The organism is Pseudomonas sp. LBUM1678 (assembly GCF_059695575.1).
Window position 1 is genome coordinate 4,256,266 of sequence record NZ_CP166775.1, and the last position, 19,588, is coordinate 4,275,853.

Consider the following 19,588-nt stretch of genomic DNA (forward strand, 5'->3'; position numbering starts at 1 on the left):
TATGGGCTAGAACAGCGAAGACGGCGGCTTGACGTCGCCCTCGGCGAATCGCGACAGACGCAGCTGGCGCATGTCCAGTCCCGGGTTGCCAGAGTGAATCCAGTCCGCCAGGGTCTTGCCCACGATGGGGCCCATGGCAAAGCCGTGGCCGCAGAATCCGGTGGCCACCGCCAAACCGCGCGGCGAGGTTTGCGCATCGATAACGGGAATGCCGTCAGGCAAGACATCGATCGCGCCGGCCCATCGGTCGGCGATCTGCGTATTCACCTGCCCGGGGAATGCCGCCTTGAGCGCGTGCATGGCGTGGCCCAGCCCCTTGTCATTGGGGTGGACAAGCGGATTGCGCTGGTGAATTCCCGCACCGAGCCGCGACGCTTCTGACCACGGCATGCGCTGGTGCAGATCGGTCAGGCACGCACCGTTCAGATTGAAGCGAAACGATTTACGCTGCGCCCACAGCGATGGCGCATACCAATGGAGTGCGCGCAGGTGGCCGAGCGTCATGTCGACGTCGACATGGGCGTCGTCGGCGATGTTGAAGCTGCCATCCAGCCGTTGCCGGAAACCCACACCATTGGCGATCGTCGAGATGCCGCTCAGCGTCGGGCCGGACGTGGTCCGCGCCACCGTCCCCCTGACCAACTGCTGCGGCAGGGAAATGCCAAGCATCTTCAGCAGGCGGAACGTCGTGACACCGGCGGCGCACACCACCGTTTTCGCCTTCACGTAGCCGCGTTCGGTTTCAACGCCGACGACCTGACCGGCAGCGACATCGATGCCTTTGGCGCCGCACTGTTCGATGATGTGTGCGCCCAGTTCACGGGCGCGCATTGCGAAGGCGCGAGCCACCAGCGTAGGCTCCGCTTGACCGTCGCTGGCGGTAAACAAACCGCCCAGTTGCGGGACCGCGTAACCCGGCAGTTTCTTGGCCACCTCGCGCGGCGACAGCATCACGGTATCGAGCGAAAAACTGCGCGCGACCGATAGCCACGATTCGTAGCCCTCACGTTCGACCTCATTGCCTGCGACGAACAGACAGCCGTCGTTGCGCCATCCCAGGTCGGTCTGGAGTTCGTGTTCCAGCGAACGCCAGATCTCGATGCTGGCTTGCATCATCGGCACTTCGGCCTCGTCCCGCGATTGCTGGCGAACAAAGCCCCAGGCGCGTGACGATTGCTGCCCTGCCAGTTGGCTTTTTTCCAGCAGAAGAACCTTGGCGCCCGCTTTGCTAAGGTAGTACGCGCACGCACACCCCATCAGCCCGCCGCCGATGATCGCCACGTCGACTTCACGAGGCAGGAGGTCTTCCCTGGAGGCCGGGAATTTGGCAAATGCCGCTGCTGGAGTGTTCATAAGGGTAACCGTCAAGTTGAGAATGACGCGTAGCGCGACATCGCTGTTTCGGCTAAGAATGTGCCTCGATCATCCGAAGTTACAGTGATGTATCTGCATTAATCCCATGCGAGGAGCGCATAGAAACATGAGCCGCCAACTGCCATCCATCGAGCTTTTGCAGGCCTTCCTGACGGTTGCGAAGACGGGCAACTTTGGCAAGGCCGGTGAACAGCTCAACCTGAGCCAGAGCGCGGTGAGTCGGCAGATTGCGCAGCTGGAGGCCCGTCTGGATAACCGCCTGTTCGAGCGGCACACGCGCAAAATCGTGCTCACCGCCGAAGGCCGATCCCTGGTGCCGGTGGCGGAGCAGGTCATCGGCCTGCTGTCGGATGCCTCGCACATGCTTGCCTCGGTGGGACGAAGTGTCAGCCTGCGCGCCCATCCGACCATGGCGGCGCGCTGGCTGATTCCACGGCTGACGGCGTTTTATGCCTTGCACCCGGAAGTGACTGTCAGCGTCGACACGGTGTATCACCGCTTTCCCGACTTTGCGTTCGAATCGATTGACGCCATGATCGCGTACGGCACCGCCACCTGGCCCGACTTCGAAGCGCTGGAGTTGTGGGAAGAGGAATTGATTCCGGTGTGCTCGCCGGCATTGCTGGCCGGGACAACCCCGGAAGAGGTGCTCAAGACCGGGCGCCTTGTGGACGCGAGCATGGATCGCCTGGACTGGCGACGATGGGAAGAGTATTACCCAGGCTCGACCGGGGCCGATAATGCGCATCTGACGTTCGATACGCTGGAGTCGGCTATTGTCGCCGTGAAATGTGGTCAGGGCATCGCACTCGTCGACGCCGTGCTCACCCGCGATGAATTGCTCACCGGGCAACTGACCCGCGTGCATGCTGGCCGCATCATCACCGGCGGACGTTACACGCTGGTCTATCCAAAACGGGTGAAGCGCTCAAGCGGCTTTTCCGAGTTCCTCGACTGGCTGGAACAGGAAGTGCCCGGCCAAACCCGAAACAGCGCCTAAACCGTTTCACCGTTTCCTTCTGCGCCCGCCTTGGTGCTAAATAGAACGCCAGGCTACAAGTCCAGACCCTGTCGCGTATTGCCGTGCAACGAGAAACCGATATGAACACCCATTTTGAGACAACAGCATGATCGAAGTCACCGAAGTTTCCATCGCCCAACTGCGTGCGGCGCTGGAGTCTGGCCAGACCACTGCGGTTGAGCTGGTCCAGGCCTATCTTGCCCGGATCGACGCCTACGACGGCCCCGACACGCCGACCGCGCTCAACGCGGTGGTGGTTCGCAATCCCGAGGCGCTCGCAGAAGCGCAGGCGTCCGATGCCCGTCGGGCCAAGGGCGAAACGCTCGGTCCGCTGGATGGCATTCCCTACACGGCCAAGGACAGTTATCTGGTGAAGGGCCTCACGGCGGCCTCTGGAAGCCCGGCCTTCAAGAACCTGATTGCCTATCGCGATGCGTTCACCATCGAACGGCTGCGCGCCGCCGGGGCAATCTGCCTGGGCAAGACCAACATGCCGCCGATGGCCAATGGCGGCATGCAGCGCGGTGTCTATGGCCGTGCCGAGAGCCCCTACAACGCTGACTACCTGACAGCCCCTTTTGCCTCGGGCTCTTCGAACGGCGCCGGGACTGCAACTGCCGCCAGTTTCGCCGCATTCGGCCTTGCTGAAGAAACCTGGTCGAGCGGACGCGGCCCGGCCTCGAACAATGGCTTGTGCGCCTATACGCCTTCGCGCGGGGTGATCTCGGTGCGCGGCAACTGGCCGCTGACGCCGACGATGGACGTGGTGGTGCCGTACGCCAGAACCATGGCCGACCTGCTCGAAGTGCTCGACGTGGTGGTGGCGGAGGACCCCGACACACGGGGCGATCTGTGGCGGATGCAACCCTGGGTGCCGATTCCGAGTGTCGCTTCGGTGCGCCCCGCCTCCTATGCCGAGCTGGCCGTGAACACCGATTCGCTGGCTGGAAAACGCTTTGGCGTTCCACGCATGTACATCAACGCCGACCCCGAAGCGGGCACCAGCGAGGCACCGGGCATCGGTGGCCCGACCGGGCAGAAAATCAACACCCGCCCTAGCGTGATCAGCCTTTGGGAAGACGCGCGCAAGGCACTCGAAGCCGCGGGAGCCGAGGTGATCGAGGTCGAGTTCCCGCTGGTCTCCAACTGCGAAGGTGATCGTCCTGGCGCGCCGACCGTGTTCACCCGCGGCCTGGTGTCCAAGGAGTTCCTGCACCATGAGTTGTGGGACCTGTCGGCCTGGGCGTTCGATGATTTCCTGCGGGCCAACGGTGATCCGAGATTGAACCGTCTGGCCGATGTCGACGGACCGCTGATTTTCCCGCACGACCCGGGCACCCTGCCCAACCGCGAAGACGACCTTGCCGCAGGCATGGACGAATACGTGAAGATGGCCGAGCGCGGCATCACGCCGTGGGACCGGATCGTCACGGTGCCTGACGGCCTGCGTGGACTTGAAGAGACCCGTCGAATCGACCTTGAAGACTGGATGGATCGGCTGAACCTTGATGCGGTGCTGTTCCCGACAGTGGCCGACGTCGGGCCGGCGAATGCCGATGTCGATCTGAAGTCGGCAGACATCGCGTGGAGTAACGGTGTGTGGGTCGCCAACGGCAACCTCGCCATCCGCCACCTCGGTGTTCCGACGGTGACGGTGCCGATGGGCGTCATGCCGGACATCGGCATGCCGGTCGGGCTGACTTTTGCCGGGCGCGCCTATGACGATTCAGCGCTGCTGCGCTTTGCTTCGGCGTTTGAATCGGTTGGCACCAAAAGAATGATCCCGCCGCGGACCCCGCCGTTATTGGGTTGAAAAACTGCGAGCGGGGTTGGGGCTCAGGCTCCAATTCCCTTCGCAATCAATACACCAGTGTTTCAAGACACAACCCTCACTGACTTACGCCAATCTCCAGTCGAACAAGAACCCTGTGGCGAGGGGATTTAGCGAAACGTCGCACCGCCCCGTTGGGCTGCGAAGCGGCCCCCAGCGTTCGTCCAAATAGACCGAGTGCTCTGGTTTTACGACTGCTTCGCAGCCAAACGGGGCGGTGCGACGTTTCGCTAAATCACCTCGCCACAAAATGTGGTGCCTGCGCTTAAGTGCACACCATTTCACTGGTGCACGGCGCTTGTGACGTTTCCATCAGCAACTGATCCACAACGTCCGACAGAGCACTTTGCACATCCTCTCCCCCGCGCAAGGCTTGCGCATAAACGTCCCGCTGGCGGTCTGCACTGGTGCCCTCCCGAAGAATCCGGCGGGCTTGAGCAAACACGTTCTCCACACCCATCTTCCGCGCCGTGTCCCCGAGAATCTGTTGCGCCCTGAACAGCCATTGCCCAGCAGAGAAAGGTCGATCGTAACCATCAATGATGAATGAGGCGTGGATGCCGGATCGTTTCGCCCGCCACCGATTTTCCTTGAGAATCCATTGCGACGCTTGCGAATAGCTCGATCCCGGTTGAGGTTGATCAATGGCATGGGCAACCAGCAATCGAAACAACGAGGCAACGCACAAGACGTCATCCAGGCGTGGACAAGCATCCGTCATCCGCATCTCCAAGGTCGGATACTTCGCGGCGGGTCGTAGACCCCACCAGCAATCACCCGCCTGCTTGATCGTGCCGGTGCGGATCAACAAGGCGACGTAGGCGTCATAGGCGCCTTGATCTTCGAAGAACTCCGGAATGCCCATCCGCGGCCACTCATCACACGCCGTCTGCCGGTAGCTCATAAAGCCGCTGTCGGCGCCATCCCAAAAGGGTGAAGACGTGCTCAGTGCCAGCAACAACGGCATCCACGGCAAGACTTCGTTCATCACCCGAATTCGATCCAGGTGCCCTGGCACTTCAACATGCACGTGCAGGCCGGACAGCAGGCTGCGCCTTGCCACGCGCTGGTAGTCTTCAAACAGTTGAAGAAAGTGAGGTTGGTCCGTGGCCTGCTGCTGACGCCAATCCGCCAACGGGTGGCTCCCGGCACTGAGCAGTCCCAAGCCATACCCTTCGAGCGATTGCCGCAACCTCGTGCGCGCGGAAAACAGATACTCCGTTGCTTGCGCGACGCTGGTGAAAATGGGCGAAGCGACTTCGATTTGCCCCTTGAACATCTCATGCGCGAAGCAATCGCCCAACACTGCCTGGCACGCGTTGATCGAAGCGTCGGGAGGTTTCTCGGACATGCGCCGATTGTCCAGGCGGGTGATGAAGTATTCCTCTTCAATGCCAAACTTCAGGTGTCTGTTCATCGCTTCACCCCTCGCCTTACGCCCTTGATTACAAGCCTAGCCTAACGCCGTATCGAGAAACATCATGAGCCCGAAACCCAGCATCAGTCCCAGCGTCGCCGGGGTTTCGTGGCCGTTGCGGTGTGTCTCGGGAATCACTTCATGGGAGACGACGAAGATCATCGCGCCAGCCGCCAGGCCCAACGCAATCGGGTAACCCAGCGCGAAGCCCGTGGAAATACCGAGCCCCATGACAGCTCCCAATGGCTCCATCAGCCCTGAGCCGACCGCGATCAACGCCGCCCGCAACGTCGAGATACCGGTCACTCGCAGCGCCAATGCAACGGCCAGGCCTTCGGGAATGTCCTGAATGGCAATCGCCGTGGTCAGCGGCAAACCCACCTTCATGTCGCCATTGGCAAAACTGACGCCGATGGCCATGCCTTCCGGCAAGTTGTGCAGCGTGATGGCCAACACGAACAGCCAGACCCGATTGATGCGCTGCGCTTGCGGGCCTTTGCGACCAATATTCTGATGCTCATGGGGGACAAAGCGATCCAGCCCGATCATCAGCGCCACGCCCAGGCCCAACCCCACGACCACGACACACGCCGCCAGCAGTTTGTTACCGCAAATGGCCTGCGCCGCCGCGATGCCGGGGAGGATGAGTGAAAATGAACTGGCCGCGAGCATCATCCCGGCGGCGAAGCCCAGCATGATGTCCTGGGTTCGTGCGGCAATGTCACGCAAAACCACGGCTAACACCGCACCGAGCGCGGTCGCGGCGAAACCCGAGACGCCGCCCAGGAACGCATACTGCAAGTTGACCCTGTCCGCACCGGTCAAGGCGCTGTACCCGCTGAGCAGCAGCAGAACAGTGACACCCACCAGGGTTGCCCAGAACAAAATACTCTGCCAACTGCCGCTTTTTCCCTGCTCGACCCAGGCGCGCCATGGGGCTCTCACGGGCGAAGAATGTTCCGACATGAGGACACCTATTTCCCGTTGGAGCGCTTGCGATTTGCTCTTGGTGCGGCCATTTGGACCTGTCTTGATATCCGCGAAGCGTCTCGCTCGAAAGCCATTGCAGTGGCATCGAACAGCCGGGAAAAGTCCTGCGTGACCTCTGCAACGTAAGCGTCTGGATTAAAATTCATTTGATTCACCTCAACTCTTCAGCAACACAAAGAAACCGCACGCCGGATGGCGTGCGGTGCCCCCTCATCACGCATCGGGCTTTCCTTGCACGCCGGCCCCGAGGTCGGCTCCTGTGATCGGATCGCTTTGCGGGTCAGACATCGTGCGAACTTTCATGGCCTGTAACAGCGCCTCGTCTTCAGCGCTGAGCTCGACACTCGCCGTGCCGTCCCCGCCATCGACGGCAGGTTGTGGATCGTCCACGTAGTTCCAGTCGTCACCCTGGTTCCACGGCCCGCGAGTACTGCCTTCGCCTTGGGACAGGTTGAAATAAACGTTGGTGAACTCGGGCATGCCGGGAAGCTTGCCCTGCGGAAAGTTCGGCTGGATCGCGTGCAGCGCTTTTTCAAAGGAGAGTTGATGGGCGATTTCGCGCGTCATCAGAAACCCCAGCGCCTCTTTCACCCCGGGATCATCGGTGATGTTCATCAGGCGCTCGTAAACGATTTTGGCGCGAGCCTCGGCGGCGATGTTGGAGCGGAAGTCGGCGGTGGGCTCACCGATGGTATCGACGTACGCGGCGGACCATGGCACCCCGGCCGAGTTGGTCAGCGGTGCACCGGCGCCGTACAACAGGCTGGTGATGTGCGAATCGTTGCCCGCTCCGTTGATGGCGCGATACAGCTCGCCCTCTTCATCCACGCCTTCGGCCAGTCGGCCTTTGGCGCCCTTGTTGAGCATCACGATAATCGACCCGACGATCTCAAGGTGGCTGAGCTCCTCGGTGGCAATGTCCATCAGCAGATCCTTTCTTCCCGGATCGTCTTCGGCCAATGCCTGGGTGAAGTACCTGGACGCCGCCGCCAACTCCCCTTGGGCGCCGCCGAATTGCTCGAGTAAAAGGTTCGCCAACCCCGGATTGGGTTGGGCCACGCGCACGGTGTATTGAAGTCGCTTGTTATGTAAAAACATGACGAATCTCCTCAGTCCTGAAAAGGCGTCGATACTCATTCGGTGAATGACCAAATGCGCCGCCCACAATTATCTGAAGGCGCGGTGCTTGAGAAAATTTTAAAAAGATTGGCCGCTCGCGACAGGCGGCATTTGATAGGTGTTTTTGCGTGGTTTTGGCACCAGTCGTCGGCGATCAATCAATCGATTCAAACTTTTGTCCGCCTGGAGATCTCCACCGCAGTCACGAGCGTTTTCATCGTTCGACGGTGCGCGCAAATCGAATAAAAAACGGGAGGTCTGTGTCAGACCTCCCGCCTTTTTTGCAGCCCTTTACCACGTGCCTGATTACGAAGTGCCCAAACCTCGGGACAGATCGGCAGGCGTATCGGAGGCTGCGCGGTACTCCCCTTCCGGTTTCGTCTCTACGTCCGAGTGATCGGTGGTTTTGGTCACGGTGTCGCGCACGGCTTCGAATCCCTCCCTTGCCTGCTGCTTTACCTTGTCGGCAAGGCCTGCGCTGGTTTTGCCCATGTAGCGTTGCTCGGTCGCTGTCGACGGCAATGCCGCGCCCAGCATGGCGCCTAACGCGATGCCCGCCGCGGCGACCATCAGCGGTTGTTCCTTCAACAACTGACTGAACTGATTGCCCAGCACCTGCGTATTGCGCGCCAATCGGTCACTGACGTCATGCATGGCATGGCTGATGTTGTCGGTAGCAGCACCCAGGTTATCCCCTAGGTGGGCAGCCTTGCTTTTGACGTTCTGATAACCGTCCTTGAGCGTATCAGCCGTCTGGTGCAAATGGTCACGGGCACTGTCGATGCCGTCCGCCAGGCCGTCGGCCCATTCTCCGACGGTGTTCTGGTCCGGGCCCACGCGATAGCCTGGACGGGGTGACGGCGGACGATTCTGGCTCATCATCAACCACAGCAATCCGACGGATGTCAGGACGGCGGGAACCGGATTATTGCGAACGCTGGTGCCCAGGTTGGTCAGGAATGTCGTGCCGTTGCTCTGCATCAGCGTCAGCGCCTGATCGAACATCTGGCCAGGGGTGAACTTGCTTTCCAGCGCATCGACAATGTTGCCGATACTCGCCCGCTGGGCATCGATTTCACGCTCGATGGTTTCAGGGCTTTTTGCCGCCTCGGTGTCGAATTCACTGTTCATGAGACTTTCCTCCGCAGCGCTTCCTGGTCTTTGTTCAAAGCATCCAGTGTGCGATCAGGCTTGAAGTTGGACGGCTCGAATTGTTTTTTCCCGGACTGCAGCATGGCGAACCCGACGATCATCACCACCACGCCGACAATCAGCGCTGCCAGCCACGGCGCCATCATGGTGCTGAGGCCGTAGACCGCGGACATCAACAGAATGATGAACCCCGCCAGCAGCACAATTGCACCCCCGGCGACACCGGCAATCCCTGCTTTTAGCGTCGTGAGACTGGCTTGAAGCTCGGCTTTGGCCAACGCCAGTTCCTTGGTGAATAGCGCGGGCACTTCACGGGATAACTGCCGTAACAACCCGACGACCGAAGCGTCATGATCAGGCGCAGACACGGGTCTTGAGCCCGGAAAATCTGGTTCTTCTCTGTTCATCACAGTGCTCCATTGAAGTTTGTCGAACCCGGTGTCGAGGACGTCGCGAAGTTCGAAGGGGGGTCTTGCTCGCTCGGTGTGGCCGGTTTGATGCCGGGGCTTTGATCGGTGCGGGACGCCACGGAGGTTTCATAGGGGCGTTGCGTACCAAAACCGCCGGACGGTGGCATGGAGTGACCGGCTGCCGGGTTGTCGGCGTTGGCGAACGTCGCCGCCGGGGAACTGCCGGCTTTCAGGAATCGCGACAGGCCGAAGCCCAGCGCAATGCTGCCGGCAATGAACAGCCCTGGATTGCTGCGGGCCAGCTCGGCTCCGTCATGGAGCAGCTGTTCGGCGCTTTTCCCGCGCAGATTGCCGGCCAGGCCACTCATGGACTCCGCCATGTCGGTCAGGTAATCGGACATGCCAAGGGTGTCCTTGCTTTCAAGTTCGGACACGAATGATTTCGCTCCTTTGGCCAATGCCTCGATTTGATCGGCTGCGGTGTCGCGGTATTGCCCGAACTGAGCGTCCGCCTGTTGTCGCGCGCCCTCAAGTGCTTCTGTCACGTCCTCCTTCAAGTGGTCAAAGCCTGGCTCCGGCCCTGCGGTATTGGGCTTATCTGGCTGACTCCCGGTTGTGCTGTCTGAAGTATTCATGTCATCCCTCGCCTTCTGTCTGTAAACAAGCGTTCCGGGAGTTCGCAATGAGTGCAGCCTCCCTCATTGCAGATGACGAAGGGGGGTGATGGGGAGTTCCAACGGAATGATGAGTGATGCGTTCAGTTCGTCGCTTGGGTGTTGGTTGCTGCCTTTCGGTTGATATCTAGGTGGGGTACATATCCGTTTCTGCGGTAACGGCGGCTATTGGTTCCGCCCTTACGGCCCGCCGCCATCCTTGCCGCGGTGCCCACTGCGCAGAACCGGAACGAAGCCTCTCGAGGGGGCGACTACCGCCACAGCACCGCGAGGCGGCCTTCGGGCCGATCTGGCTCTTCGTTCGTATGCATTTCCCCTGTGGGAGCTAGCCTGCTAGCGATGGACGTTAACGATTATGCGTGCGGTCTGAATGAACGCGGTGTCTGTACATCCATCGCTAGCAGGCTAGCTCCCACAGGGATTTTTTGGCGGGTATGACATGGTGTTGACGCACATCAGGTCGGCTATCAGGCCGCCTCGCTTTGGCTTTTGATCTGGCTTTTGATCTTGATCTGCCCCATCGGGAAGCCGAGCGGAGGTTCTGCGCAGTGGGCACCGCGGCAAGGATGCCGCGGTAGCCGCCCCCGGCCATGGATGGCCGATGGCGGCGGGCCCACGGAGCAGGACCGGAGCGAGGGCATGCCGAGCCTAGGCGAGGCACCGTACGTCAGGGGCGAAAGCGTTTGGTTACTTGGCGCCGGGCCGCGTAGGCATTTCCAAGTAACCCGCCGTAAGGGAGGAACCCTAAGCGGCCGTTACCGCAGAAACGGATATGCCCCAAAAGGGTTACAACAACGAAAGCGTGTAGTTAATGATGAACCGATTCTGATCCACATTCCGCCCGGCATCCGTATTCGACTTGCCATTCCGCAAACTGAACCCAAGCCCCTTTAGCGACCCCGATTGCAGCACGTAATCAAGCGTCATATCCCGCTCCCACTCAGACTGATCCCCGGCATTTTGCGCCTTGATCCCCGTCCCCTTCAGATACACGATCGTAGCCTTCAACCCCGGCACACCCAACGGCGCAAAGTCATAGCTGTACTGACCAAAATGGGTCTCCTCACCCGCCCGGGCAAAGCTTTGGATCATACGGTCCGTAGGCAAGTAAACGCTGCCACCACCCGCCCCTTTATCGATCAGACTCCCCTGGTTCGGCTGGACAAAGTTGCTGCCATCACCCACCCGCTGATGCCCCAACGACACCGCATGACCACTGTTCGCATAGGTAACCATCGCCACCCAGGTGTTGTTGTCGATCTCACCGTTGTTGTCCTCGGTATAACCCGACACCCGATAACCTTGCGCCCTGCCCGCAGCCGAACTGTTGGCCCCCGTCGACGTTGTGCGGAAATAACGCAAGTCAGTGGTAAAGGAGCTTTTGCCATCAATTGGCAAGATATGCGTCAGGCCAAAGAAGTTCTGGTTATAGAAATCTTCCATCTGCGCGAAGTAATACTGCGCCTTCAGGTCCTTGGTGACGTTGTAGTCACCCCCGGCGAAGTAGAACTTGTTGCTGTCCTGGGTGCTGCCCGCCACCGACAAACCAGTACGGTCAGTCGAGGCACGACCGACCGCGTGTTCAAGCACACCGCTGGTCAGCATCAGGCCATCGATGTCGTTCGAAGTGACCTGCGCACCCGTAAACGATTGCGGCAAAACCCGGGCATCGTTCGAGATCAGGATCGGCAATTTCGGCAGCAGCGTGCCGTAGCGAAATTCGGTTTTTGAAATACGCATCTTCGCGGTTGGGCCGAAGCTGCTCCAGGCGTCCGCCGCACCGTCGCCATCAGTCGGGATCATGCCGCTGCCGTTGTGGCGCCCGGTGCCGCTGTCCAGCGTAACGCCGAGCAGCGCCTGGGCATCGATCCCGAACCCGACCGGGCCTTGGGTAAACCCGGATTCATAGCGCAATACAAAACCCTGGGCTGCCTCCTCGGTTTTCGAGGGATCGGCGGCACCGTCGCGGTTGTCGCTGTTGAAATACAAGGTGCGCATCGAAAGGCTGGCTTTGCTGTCTTCGAGAAAACCGTGGGCGGCAGAGTCGGCTGCCTGTGCGCACAGGGAACCTGTGGCCAACAAGAATGCGGTGGGGATTGCTCGCTTGAACATACGGTGCTCCAGGGTGATTTTTTGTTTTTTTAAGTGTTTGGCGACCGCTCTCCGCTGCTGGCCCCCAACAGCGGCGCGCACGATGACGCGCTCGATGGAGACCATGAGCCTTGAGGAAAGCGATCGGGATGTTCGGGTTAGATCAGGTAAGAAAGACCGACAGTCAGCGCGAAAGCGACCACCGAAATAATGGTCTCGAGCACGGTCCAGGTCTTGAAGGTCTGGGCAACGGTCATGTTGAAGTATTCCTTGATCAACCAGAAGCCGCCGTCGTTGACGTGAGAAAAGATCACCGACCCGGCACCGGTCGCCAGCACCAGCAACTCCGGATGCGGATAACCCAGACCGATGGCCACCGGCGCCACGATCCCCGACGCGGTGGTCATCGCCACCGTGGCGGAACCGGTGGCAATCCGCATCAACGCCGCAAACAGCCAGCCCATGATCAACGGCGACAGGTGGAATTCGTCGGCCAGGCTGACGATCTGATCGGTGACCCCGGCGTCCACCAGAATCCGGTTCAACCCACCGCCGGCACCGACCAGCAAGGTGATGCTGGCGGTCGGTGCCAGGCATTCATTGGTGAACTTGAGGATCGATTCGCGGTTGAAGCCCTGGGCGATGCCTAGGGTCCAGAAGCTCAGCAGGGTCGCCAGCAGCAAGGCGATCACCGAGTTGCCGATGAATAGCAGAAACTGGTTGAAACCGCTGCCCGGCGTGGAGATCAGGTTGGCCCAGCCGCCGATCAGCATCAGCACCACCGGCAGCAAAATGGTCGCCATGGTGATGCCGAAACCCGGCAGGCTGTCGCGCGGCTCGCGGTCGAGGAACTGCCGTTCCAGCGGGTTCTCCGCCGGCAGTTGAATGCGCGGCACAATGAATTTGGCGTACAAGGGGCCGGCGATGATCGCGGTCGGAATGCCGATCAGAATCGCGTAAAGCAAGGTCTGCCCCACTGACGCCTGATACACCTGTACCGCCAGCATCGCCGCCGGGTGTGGTGGCACCAAGGCATGGACCACCGAGAGCCCGGCAACCATCGGCAAGCCGACCATCAGAATCGACACGCCAACCCGCCGCGCCACGGTAAAGGCGATCGGTACCAGCAACACAAAACCGACCTCGAAGAACAGCGGCAGCCCGACCAGGAAGGCGATGCAGACCATCGCCCAGTGCGCGTTCTTCTCGCCGAACCGGTCGATCAAGGTCCGCGCCACCTGCTCCGCGCCGCCGGACTCGGCCATCATCTTGCCGAGCATCGTGCCCAGCGCCACCACCAGCGCGATGTGCCCCAGCGTCTTGCCGACCCCGGCCTCGTACGCGCCGACTACGCCGGACGGCGGCATGCCCGCCAGCAGCGCGAGGCCGATGGACACCAAGGTGATCACAATGAAGGGATTGAGTCGGTAGCGGGCGATCAGAACGATCAGCGCAATAATGGCGATGGCGGCATACACCAGCAGCCAATAGCCGAAGGACAGGGTCATGCGGTACTCCTCGAAAGGGTCACGTCGAATGGGTTGTGAAACTCATAAAACATTTCGAGGAGTGATTTTCAAACGAGGCGAAACTAATTTTCGTAGAGGGATAAGGCTTGTCGCACAGAGGCATGAACAGTCGTTGTTTTTGAAATTGGGTCAGGCGGATTTTCATCACACCTGACCCGAAACGTCAGGCTTTGGCTGCCATCGCGGTGACTTCCACGCGCATGCCTTCAACGGCCAGCGCGGCCACGCCTACGGCGGCGCGAACCGGCCACGGCTTGGCGAAGAAGCGCTTGTAGACCTCGTTGAACGCGGCGCGGTCGGCCATGTCGGTGAGGTAGATGGTCAGGTGCAGAACCCGGTCCATGGAACTGCCGGCACGCTCCAGCGCGACCTTCAGCGCCTGCAACGTGCATTCGCTCTGGAGGGTGATGTCGCCCAGCTCCAGGGTGCCGTCGGCGTGGGTGGGAATCTGCGTGGAGACCAGAATGCCGCCAAAACCGGCGACGTCGGAGGAGATGGAGTCCGCGTCGGGATCGGGGGTGAACGCGATGTCTTGGTTTGCCATGGGGATCTCTTGCGTGAAGTGGTAAAGAGGCGGTCGATGCCTTTTGCGCGGACAGTTTACAGCCCGAAGCCGGGATTGCGTGCGCGCCTGAGCCCTCGGCAAAAAATCTCGAACTCCATCCCTGCCGCTGCATCCAATGTTTAGGTCAACAGAGGTAGGCGAGATGAACAGCGATGACAGTGTCAATGACACCGAACGGGACCGGAAGGACAGGGACGCCGAAGAGGTCGATCCGGCAACGCTTCCCGAAGAAGAGGAATCGGAGGCGCTCCAACGGAAAATAGACGAGATACAACGCAAAGTGGCGGATGGGAACTAGCGTGAAGGCCACGACCGCTGGTGTTCAGCGGCGTGGCCAATGCTTTGTACCTAGTTCGGGTCCAGCAACCCGCCACTCCAGTTACGCGACACACGGCTCCCGGTGAATTTCGCCACGACCATGCCCTGCGACACCAGCCGGTCCCGGTAGCGTGTCACCATCCGCCCCGCTTGCTCGGCCACCAGCACCAATTCGGAAGACGGATCACCGGGGCGCCGCAGAATCCGCGCAAAGCGCTGCCCTTCCTCGACGAAATCGCCCAGTTCCTTTTCAAAGATCAACACCCCGGGTTGCGGTGCGAGGATGGTCTCCATCTGGCCCATTTCCATCACCTCGACAGGCCAGTCAGCGGGTGGCAGCGCCTCATCGATCACTCCGTAACTGCACAGCCAGGCGTACAGTCCTGCGGCGTCCTGCTCGGCCAACCGGTCGTTGACATCACCCTGCCCGCGCAACTCCAGGGTCGCGGCCATGCGCTGGTCGGTGGTGCCATCGCGCAGCCACGGCGCAATGATGGTTTCTTCGAAGGAACCGTCGCCGCCGTCATCCCAGATGATCGCCACGTCCATCTTCATCGCCGCCGCGAGTTCGCGACCTCGGGGCCAGAAACGGCGGTGCACGTAGAGGTACGGCAAGGCCTCGTCATCGGTGTGAAGGTCGAGCATCACATCCGCCGTGGCCGCCAGTTGCACCAGGCTTTTTTGCCATTCCTGGACGTTGGTCGAAGGTCGCTCCATCGCGGCGGACTGGTCGAACGAACGGTTGAAGTTATGCCCGGTCGCATCGTGAAAGCGACCGAGAATCCGCCCTTGTCGAAACTGCCCGATGCCCAGAGGATTGGCTTGCGGCACTACAGTCACACTGCCCTTGAGCCGGCCCTGCGCCTCGACGACGTGAAGCCGTTGCATCAACAGATGCAGCACCAGCATCCCGGCAATTTCATCGGCATGCACGCCTGCCTGCAAATGCACCTTCGGCCCGCTGCCGTCGCCCTCGAAACGCCACGCGCCGACCGGCACCGTGTCGCCGTTATTGGTGCGAACACTGAACGAAATGTCCTGCGCCATCTGCTTTTCCTCCCCCGTCATGAACGTTAAAAACCGGTGCATCGCGGCGGTCGACACTGGAGATTGAACGCATGTTCAACTAAGCTCGCCACCTGGCACCGCACCCAAGGATTCCCTTGTGACAACCCCCTCTCCGAAAAACCGTCGAGCAGAACCCGATGAGCGCCGTGAAATGCTGGTGGCCGCCACGGTGCGTTGCCTGGTGCGTGACGGTCATGCCGGCATTTCCGTACGCCGGATCGCCACCGAAGCCGGGGTGTCCGTCGGCCTGCTCAATCACCATTTCGGCAGCATCGATGCGTTGATCGCCGACACGTACCAGAAGATCGCGAACGAACTGACCACCGCTCTGCTCCATGAAATCCAGCAGGTCGGCACCCCGGCGGAAAAGATGGACGCTTTTCTCAAAGGCTCTTTTTCGCCAAGGGTCATGGACCCGCAATTGCTGAGCGTCTGGGTGGTGTTCTGGAGCCTGATTCGGCACTCCGAACATGTCAGCCTGTCCCACGAAAAAAGCTACCGCGCCTACCTCGATCTGCTGCGCCAACTGCTCGATGACATGGCCGCCAGCGAAGGTTTCGTGATCCACGACACGCGCCTGGCCGCCATCGGTTTATCGGCGATGCTCGACGGACTCTGGATCGAGTGGTGCCTCAACCCCGAAACCTTCAGCCCCGCCAACGGCCTCCATATCTGTCGTTGCTGGATAAAGGGATTGCGTCACGGAGCATTCAGCACCGACGACATCTTGTGATGGGTGACGACCGAAGATCATCGCCAGGGTGCCGCTGACCGCGATCAGCCCGGCACCGATCATCAGCGACACGTCCATCAACGTGCCCCAGATCAGACTCGACAGCAGGAACGCCCAGATCAGCCCGGTGTATTCGAACGGCGCCAGCAAGGTGGCGGTGGCCCGCCGGAAACTGGCGAACAGCAGGAACTGGCCGATACCGCCCACCAGACCGGCAACCAGCATCCCCAGCCAGGCCGGAGTAGGTGCCGGGGTGTGCGTCCAGGGCAACGCGACCGTCATGCACAGCACAAACACCACGTTGGTGATCAGCATCTGCTCCAGCACTGAAGTCTGGTCATCCACCTGGCGCAATTGGATGTAAGTGAACGCCCAGCACATCGCCGCCAGCAGTGTCAGCACAATCGGCCACGGATCGGCGATGTTGCTCGGGCGGCAGGCGATGATCACCCCGACAAAACCGATGATCAGGGAAAACCACTGCCAACCGCTGGAGCGCTCCTTGAGAATCACCGCCGCCAGCACCGTGACCATGATCGGCGCGGAAAAATACAGGGTGGTCATTTCCGCCAGCGTCAGGTCCCGGGCGGCCGTGTAATACAACAGCCAGGCGACAATCGACAGCAAACCGCGCACCACCAGCAAGCGTCGGCTCGGCGAGCGCCAGGCCCGCTGGACCAGGCGCAGGCGCCCCGCCAACAGGCAGGCAACGACCACCACCAGGCTGCGCCAGAACAGAATGGTGACCACCGAATAATCGGCCACCAGCCACTTGATCACAGCGTCCTGCAACGCCAGGAACGCGTACCCCAACGTGCACAGGCCAATGCCCTGCAGCGAGCGGTCGACGACTCCTGACGTGCTCATTACACCGACCTGCGCACGGGCGTCCCGCGCCGTTCGGCAAAGGCAAACAAAGCCTCGATCAGGAACGTCAGGCACACATAGACCCCGGCCACCAGCAACAGCGGCTCATAGACTTGCAGGGTTTGCGCCCGCACCACGTTGGCCGCGCCCAGCAGATCGACAATCGCAATCGTCGAGGCCAGGGCCGTGGATTTGAGCAACATCACGGTCTCCCCGGCCAGTGTCGGCAACAGCAACCGCAGCGCCCGAGGCAAGCGTACCCGCAGCAGCGATTGGCGCGGTGTCATGCCAAACGCCGAGGCCGCTTCCATCTCACCTTTGGGCACCGCCAACAGACCGCCGCGAATCACTTCGCCGACATACGCGCCTACCGACAACACCAGGGCGAACACGATGTACCAGTATCCGTCTCGCAAATACGGCCAGAGAAAACTGCCGCGTATCAGCGGGAATTGCGCAAACAGGCTGCCGAGCCCGTAGTAGAAAATGTAGATCTGGATCAGCAACGGCGTACCGCGCAACACGCTGGTGTAGAACACACTGGCCTTGGCGATCACCTTGTTTTTCGAGATCCGCGCCAGCGCCACCAGCACCGCCAAGGCGAAACCGAACACGCTGGAAATCAACAGGATGGTAATGGTCGTTTGCAGTCCCCGGCCCAACAGCGCCGCGTATTCAACTATCCACGCTGGAATCATTTCATTCACTCAGCCAAAGGCATCCAGCGACGAATACGCCGCTCGAGCCGTCCAGACAGGTAGTTGGACACCAACGTCACCGCGTAATACATCGCCGCGGCCGTGAGGTAGAACAACAAGTAATGACGCGTCGAACCCGCCCCTTGCTTGGCGGTGTACAACAGCTCGTTGGTGCCGACCACGCTGATCAATGCGCTGTCCTTGATCAGGTTGATCCACAGGTTGGCCATCCCGGCCATCGCATACGGCGCCATGATCGGCAGCGTGACGCGTCGAAACAGACCGAAACCGCTCAGGCCGAATGCCCTCGCCGCTTCGATCTGGCCATAGGGAATCGCCTGGATCGCCGCCCGGAAAATCTCCGAGGCGTAGGCGCCCTGCACCAACCCCAGCACCACGATGGCGGCCAGCGGACCGCTGACATTCATGACGCCGTAGCCCATCTGGGCCATCAGTGAATTGAGGAGCATGGAGCCGACGTAGTACAGCAACAGAATCAGCAGCAATTCCGGAATCGCGCGAAACAAGGTCGTGTAACCGCGCATCAGCGCCGCGATAGGTTTTGGCGCGCCAAGCTTCAGGCAGGCCACCACCAGACCGATGAACAGCCCGAGCACAAAGGCTCCGGCCGATATTTGCAGGGTCATCCAGAGACCCTTCAACAGCGCACCGCCCCATCCTGTTTCGCTGAAGTTGATCAATTCGAACATGGCTGGCATTTCAGTCTCCAATCGGTGGTCTTGATGCACCACCGCCCTCTGTAGGAGCGAGCGATGCGGCGACCCGACTTGCCCGCGAAGGGGCCCTTGAAGCCGCCAAAAGCTTCGCGGGCAAGTCGGGTCGCCGCATCGCTCGCTCCTACAGGGATTGGTGTTTCCTCAGGAAAGTTTTCTTTCCATGGAATTGTTCAGCGCGTCGCCGTCAGAAGGCGGGTTTCACGCTGGTACCGAAGTAGTGTTGGGACAGGTCGTCATAGGCTTTGCTGGCCAGCAAGGAGGTGATGGCCTTGTCGAGCCTGGCCTTGAGTTCGGCGTCGTCCTTGCGCAGACCGGCGCCCACGCCTTTGCCGAAGATCGGGTCATACGGCACGGCGCCGAGGTATTCCAGGTTGTTGGCATCAGGGGTCTGGACGAAGGCCGTCATCGCTGTGCCGTCGGCCATCATCAGGTCGATGCGCCCGGCAATCAGGTCGGCGTTGGCCGAGTCCTGGGTGTCGTAATACTTCACGTCGGCGATTTTTTCGTAGTACTGCTTGAGGTAGCTGGCGCTCACGGTCGAGTTCTGCACACCGATGATCTTGCCCTTGAGGTCATCCGGGTACTTTTTCACAGACGTGCCTTTCGGGCCGACAATCGCGATCACGGAGTCGTAATACGCCTTGCTGAACGCGATCTGTTTCTCGCGCTCCTCGGTCACCGACATGGAGGAGAAAATCACATCGATCTTCTTCGACAGCAGCGACGGAATGATCCCGTCCCACGCCACTTCCTTGATCTCGCACTCGGCTTTCATTTCGCTGCACAGCTTGTGGATCAGGTCGACTTCAAAGCCTTTCCACACACCGTTGGCCTGTTTCTCGGTGTACGGCGGATACGGTTCGGCCGCGACCGCGAACCTGATCGGCTGGGCTTGCGCTGCGCTCATCCCGGCCAGCAATACGCAGGCCACGCCCGTAAACCAGTTTGCCAAACGTCGATTTCCCATGATTTTGCCCCGTCTTTTTATGATGTT

At 60.6% G+C, this 19,588-nt stretch carries 19 protein-coding genes and 1 pseudogene; 5 read left to right on the plus strand and 15 right to left on the minus strand.

Annotated features, from left to right (window positions below):
• Nucleotides 1-6: 6 nt before the first annotated feature.
• Entirely contained in the window at nt 7-1,353 is a 1,347-nt protein-coding gene (locus ACA070_RS19355; protein WP_497447936.1) for an NAD(P)/FAD-dependent oxidoreductase, read from the minus strand.
• 127 nt (nt 1,354-1,480) lie between these two features.
• On the opposite strand from ACA070_RS19355, the gene ACA070_RS19360 reads away from it, so the two are divergent.
• Nucleotides 1,481-2,374, plus strand: a complete 894-nt coding sequence (locus tag ACA070_RS19360) for a LysR substrate-binding domain-containing protein (RefSeq protein ID WP_497447937.1) — start codon at nt 1,481-1,483, stop codon at nt 2,372-2,374.
• A 127-nt stretch (nt 2,375-2,501) separates the two neighbouring features.
• Nucleotides 2,502-4,208 carry an amidase gene (locus ACA070_RS19365; RefSeq protein WP_497447938.1) on the plus strand — a complete coding sequence of 569 codons (1,707 nt, stop codon included), beginning with the start codon at nt 2,502-2,504 and terminating at the stop codon, nt 4,206-4,208.
• 283 nt (nt 4,209-4,491) lie between these two features.
• Here ACA070_RS19365 and ACA070_RS19370 read toward each other — a convergent pair whose 3' ends face one another.
• The 3 genes from ACA070_RS19370 to ACA070_RS19380 form a co-directional block, all read right to left on the minus strand.
• Complete coding sequence (locus tag ACA070_RS19370) at nt 4,492-5,643, minus strand: carboxylate-amine ligase (protein WP_497447939.1); 1,152 nt, start codon at nt 5,641-5,643, stop codon at nt 4,492-4,494.
• A gap of 36 nt (nt 5,644-5,679) precedes the next feature.
• The gene (locus ACA070_RS19375) at nt 5,680-6,609 is read right to left on the minus strand and encodes a ZIP family metal transporter (RefSeq protein ID WP_497447940.1); all 930 of its coding nucleotides are present in this window, start codon (nt 6,607-6,609) and stop codon (nt 5,680-5,682) included.
• Between the two features lie 237 nt (nt 6,610-6,846).
• Nucleotides 6,847-7,731: a manganese catalase family protein gene (locus ACA070_RS19380; RefSeq protein WP_497447941.1), complete on the minus strand. Its 885-nt coding sequence runs from the start codon at nt 7,729-7,731 to the stop codon at nt 6,847-6,849.
• A 54-nt stretch (nt 7,732-7,785) separates the two neighbouring features.
• On the opposite strand from ACA070_RS19380, the gene ACA070_RS19385 reads away from it, so the two are divergent.
• The gene (locus ACA070_RS19385; protein ID WP_497447942.1) at nt 7,786-7,998 is read left to right on the plus strand and encodes a hypothetical protein; all 213 of its coding nucleotides are present in this window, start codon (nt 7,786-7,788) and stop codon (nt 7,996-7,998) included.
• Between the two features lie 60 nt (nt 7,999-8,058).
• On the opposite strand, the gene ACA070_RS19390 is transcribed toward ACA070_RS19385, so the two are convergent.
• From ACA070_RS19390 to ACA070_RS19415, 6 genes are all read right to left on the minus strand, one after another.
• Complete coding sequence (locus ACA070_RS19390) at nt 8,059-8,883, minus strand: DUF3618 domain-containing protein (protein WP_497447943.1); 825 nt, start codon at nt 8,881-8,883, stop codon at nt 8,059-8,061.
• The gene (locus ACA070_RS19395) at nt 8,880-9,311 is read right to left on the minus strand and encodes a phage holin family protein (RefSeq protein WP_497447944.1); all 432 of its coding nucleotides are present in this window, start codon (nt 9,309-9,311) and stop codon (nt 8,880-8,882) included. The genes ACA070_RS19390 and ACA070_RS19395 overlap by 4 nt, the downstream gene beginning before the upstream one ends.
• Nucleotides 9,311-9,949: a P-loop NTPase family protein gene (locus tag ACA070_RS19400; protein ID WP_497447945.1), complete on the minus strand. Its 639-nt coding sequence runs from the start codon at nt 9,947-9,949 to the stop codon at nt 9,311-9,313. Before ACA070_RS19400 ends, ACA070_RS19395 begins: the two co-directional genes overlap by 1 nt.
• An 825-nt stretch (nt 9,950-10,774) precedes the next feature.
• Nucleotides 10,775-12,100, minus strand: coding sequence for an OprD family porin (locus ACA070_RS19405; RefSeq protein WP_497451992.1), 1,326 nt, complete (start codon nt 12,098-12,100; stop codon nt 10,775-10,777).
• A 137-nt stretch (nt 12,101-12,237) separates the two neighbouring features.
• Nucleotides 12,238-13,587: a GntT/GntP/DsdX family permease gene (locus ACA070_RS19410; protein WP_497447946.1), complete on the minus strand. Its 1,350-nt coding sequence runs from the start codon at nt 13,585-13,587 to the stop codon at nt 12,238-12,240.
• Between the two features lie 184 nt (nt 13,588-13,771).
• Complete coding sequence (locus ACA070_RS19415; protein WP_497447947.1) at nt 13,772-14,152, minus strand: RidA family protein; 381 nt, start codon at nt 14,150-14,152, stop codon at nt 13,772-13,774.
• Nucleotides 14,153-14,315: 163 nt separating this feature from the next.
• On the opposite strand from ACA070_RS19415, the gene ACA070_RS19420 reads away from it, so the two are divergent.
• Nucleotides 14,316-14,471, plus strand: a complete 156-nt coding sequence (locus ACA070_RS19420; protein WP_497447948.1) for a hypothetical protein — start codon at nt 14,316-14,318, stop codon at nt 14,469-14,471.
• 50 nt (nt 14,472-14,521) lie between these two features.
• Here ACA070_RS19420 and ACA070_RS19425 read toward each other — a convergent pair whose 3' ends face one another.
• Nucleotides 14,522-15,538: a M14 family metallopeptidase gene (locus tag ACA070_RS19425; protein WP_497447949.1), complete on the minus strand. Its 1,017-nt coding sequence runs from the start codon at nt 15,536-15,538 to the stop codon at nt 14,522-14,524.
• Between the two features lie 172 nt (nt 15,539-15,710).
• Between ACA070_RS19425 and ACA070_RS19430 the strand changes: the two are divergent.
• Nucleotides 15,711-16,196, plus strand: a pseudogene (locus tag ACA070_RS19430) (TetR family transcriptional regulator C-terminal domain-containing protein); the annotation flags it as partial.
• Here ACA070_RS19430 and ACA070_RS19435 read toward each other — a convergent pair.
• From ACA070_RS19435 to ACA070_RS19450, 4 genes are all read right to left on the minus strand, one after another.
• On the minus strand, nt 16,152-17,159 hold the full coding sequence (locus ACA070_RS19435; RefSeq protein ID WP_497447950.1) for a DMT family transporter: 1,008 nt from the start codon (nt 17,157-17,159) through the stop codon (nt 16,152-16,154). The pseudogene ACA070_RS19430 and the gene ACA070_RS19435 overlap by 45 nt on opposite strands.
• Nucleotides 17,159-17,857, minus strand: a complete 699-nt coding sequence (locus ACA070_RS19440) for an ABC transporter permease (RefSeq protein ID WP_461959342.1) — start codon at nt 17,855-17,857, stop codon at nt 17,159-17,161. The genes ACA070_RS19435 and ACA070_RS19440 overlap by 1 nt, the downstream gene beginning before the upstream one ends.
• A gap of 5 nt (nt 17,858-17,862) precedes the next feature.
• A complete protein-coding gene (locus ACA070_RS19445; protein ID WP_497447951.1) occupies nt 17,863-18,576 on the minus strand; it encodes an ABC transporter permease in 714 nt (237 codons plus the stop codon).
• Between the two features lie 202 nt (nt 18,577-18,778).
• On the minus strand, nt 18,779-19,561 hold the full coding sequence (locus tag ACA070_RS19450) for a transporter substrate-binding domain-containing protein (RefSeq protein ID WP_497447952.1): 783 nt from the start codon (nt 19,559-19,561) through the stop codon (nt 18,779-18,781).
• Nucleotides 19,562-19,588: the final 27 nt, after the last annotated feature.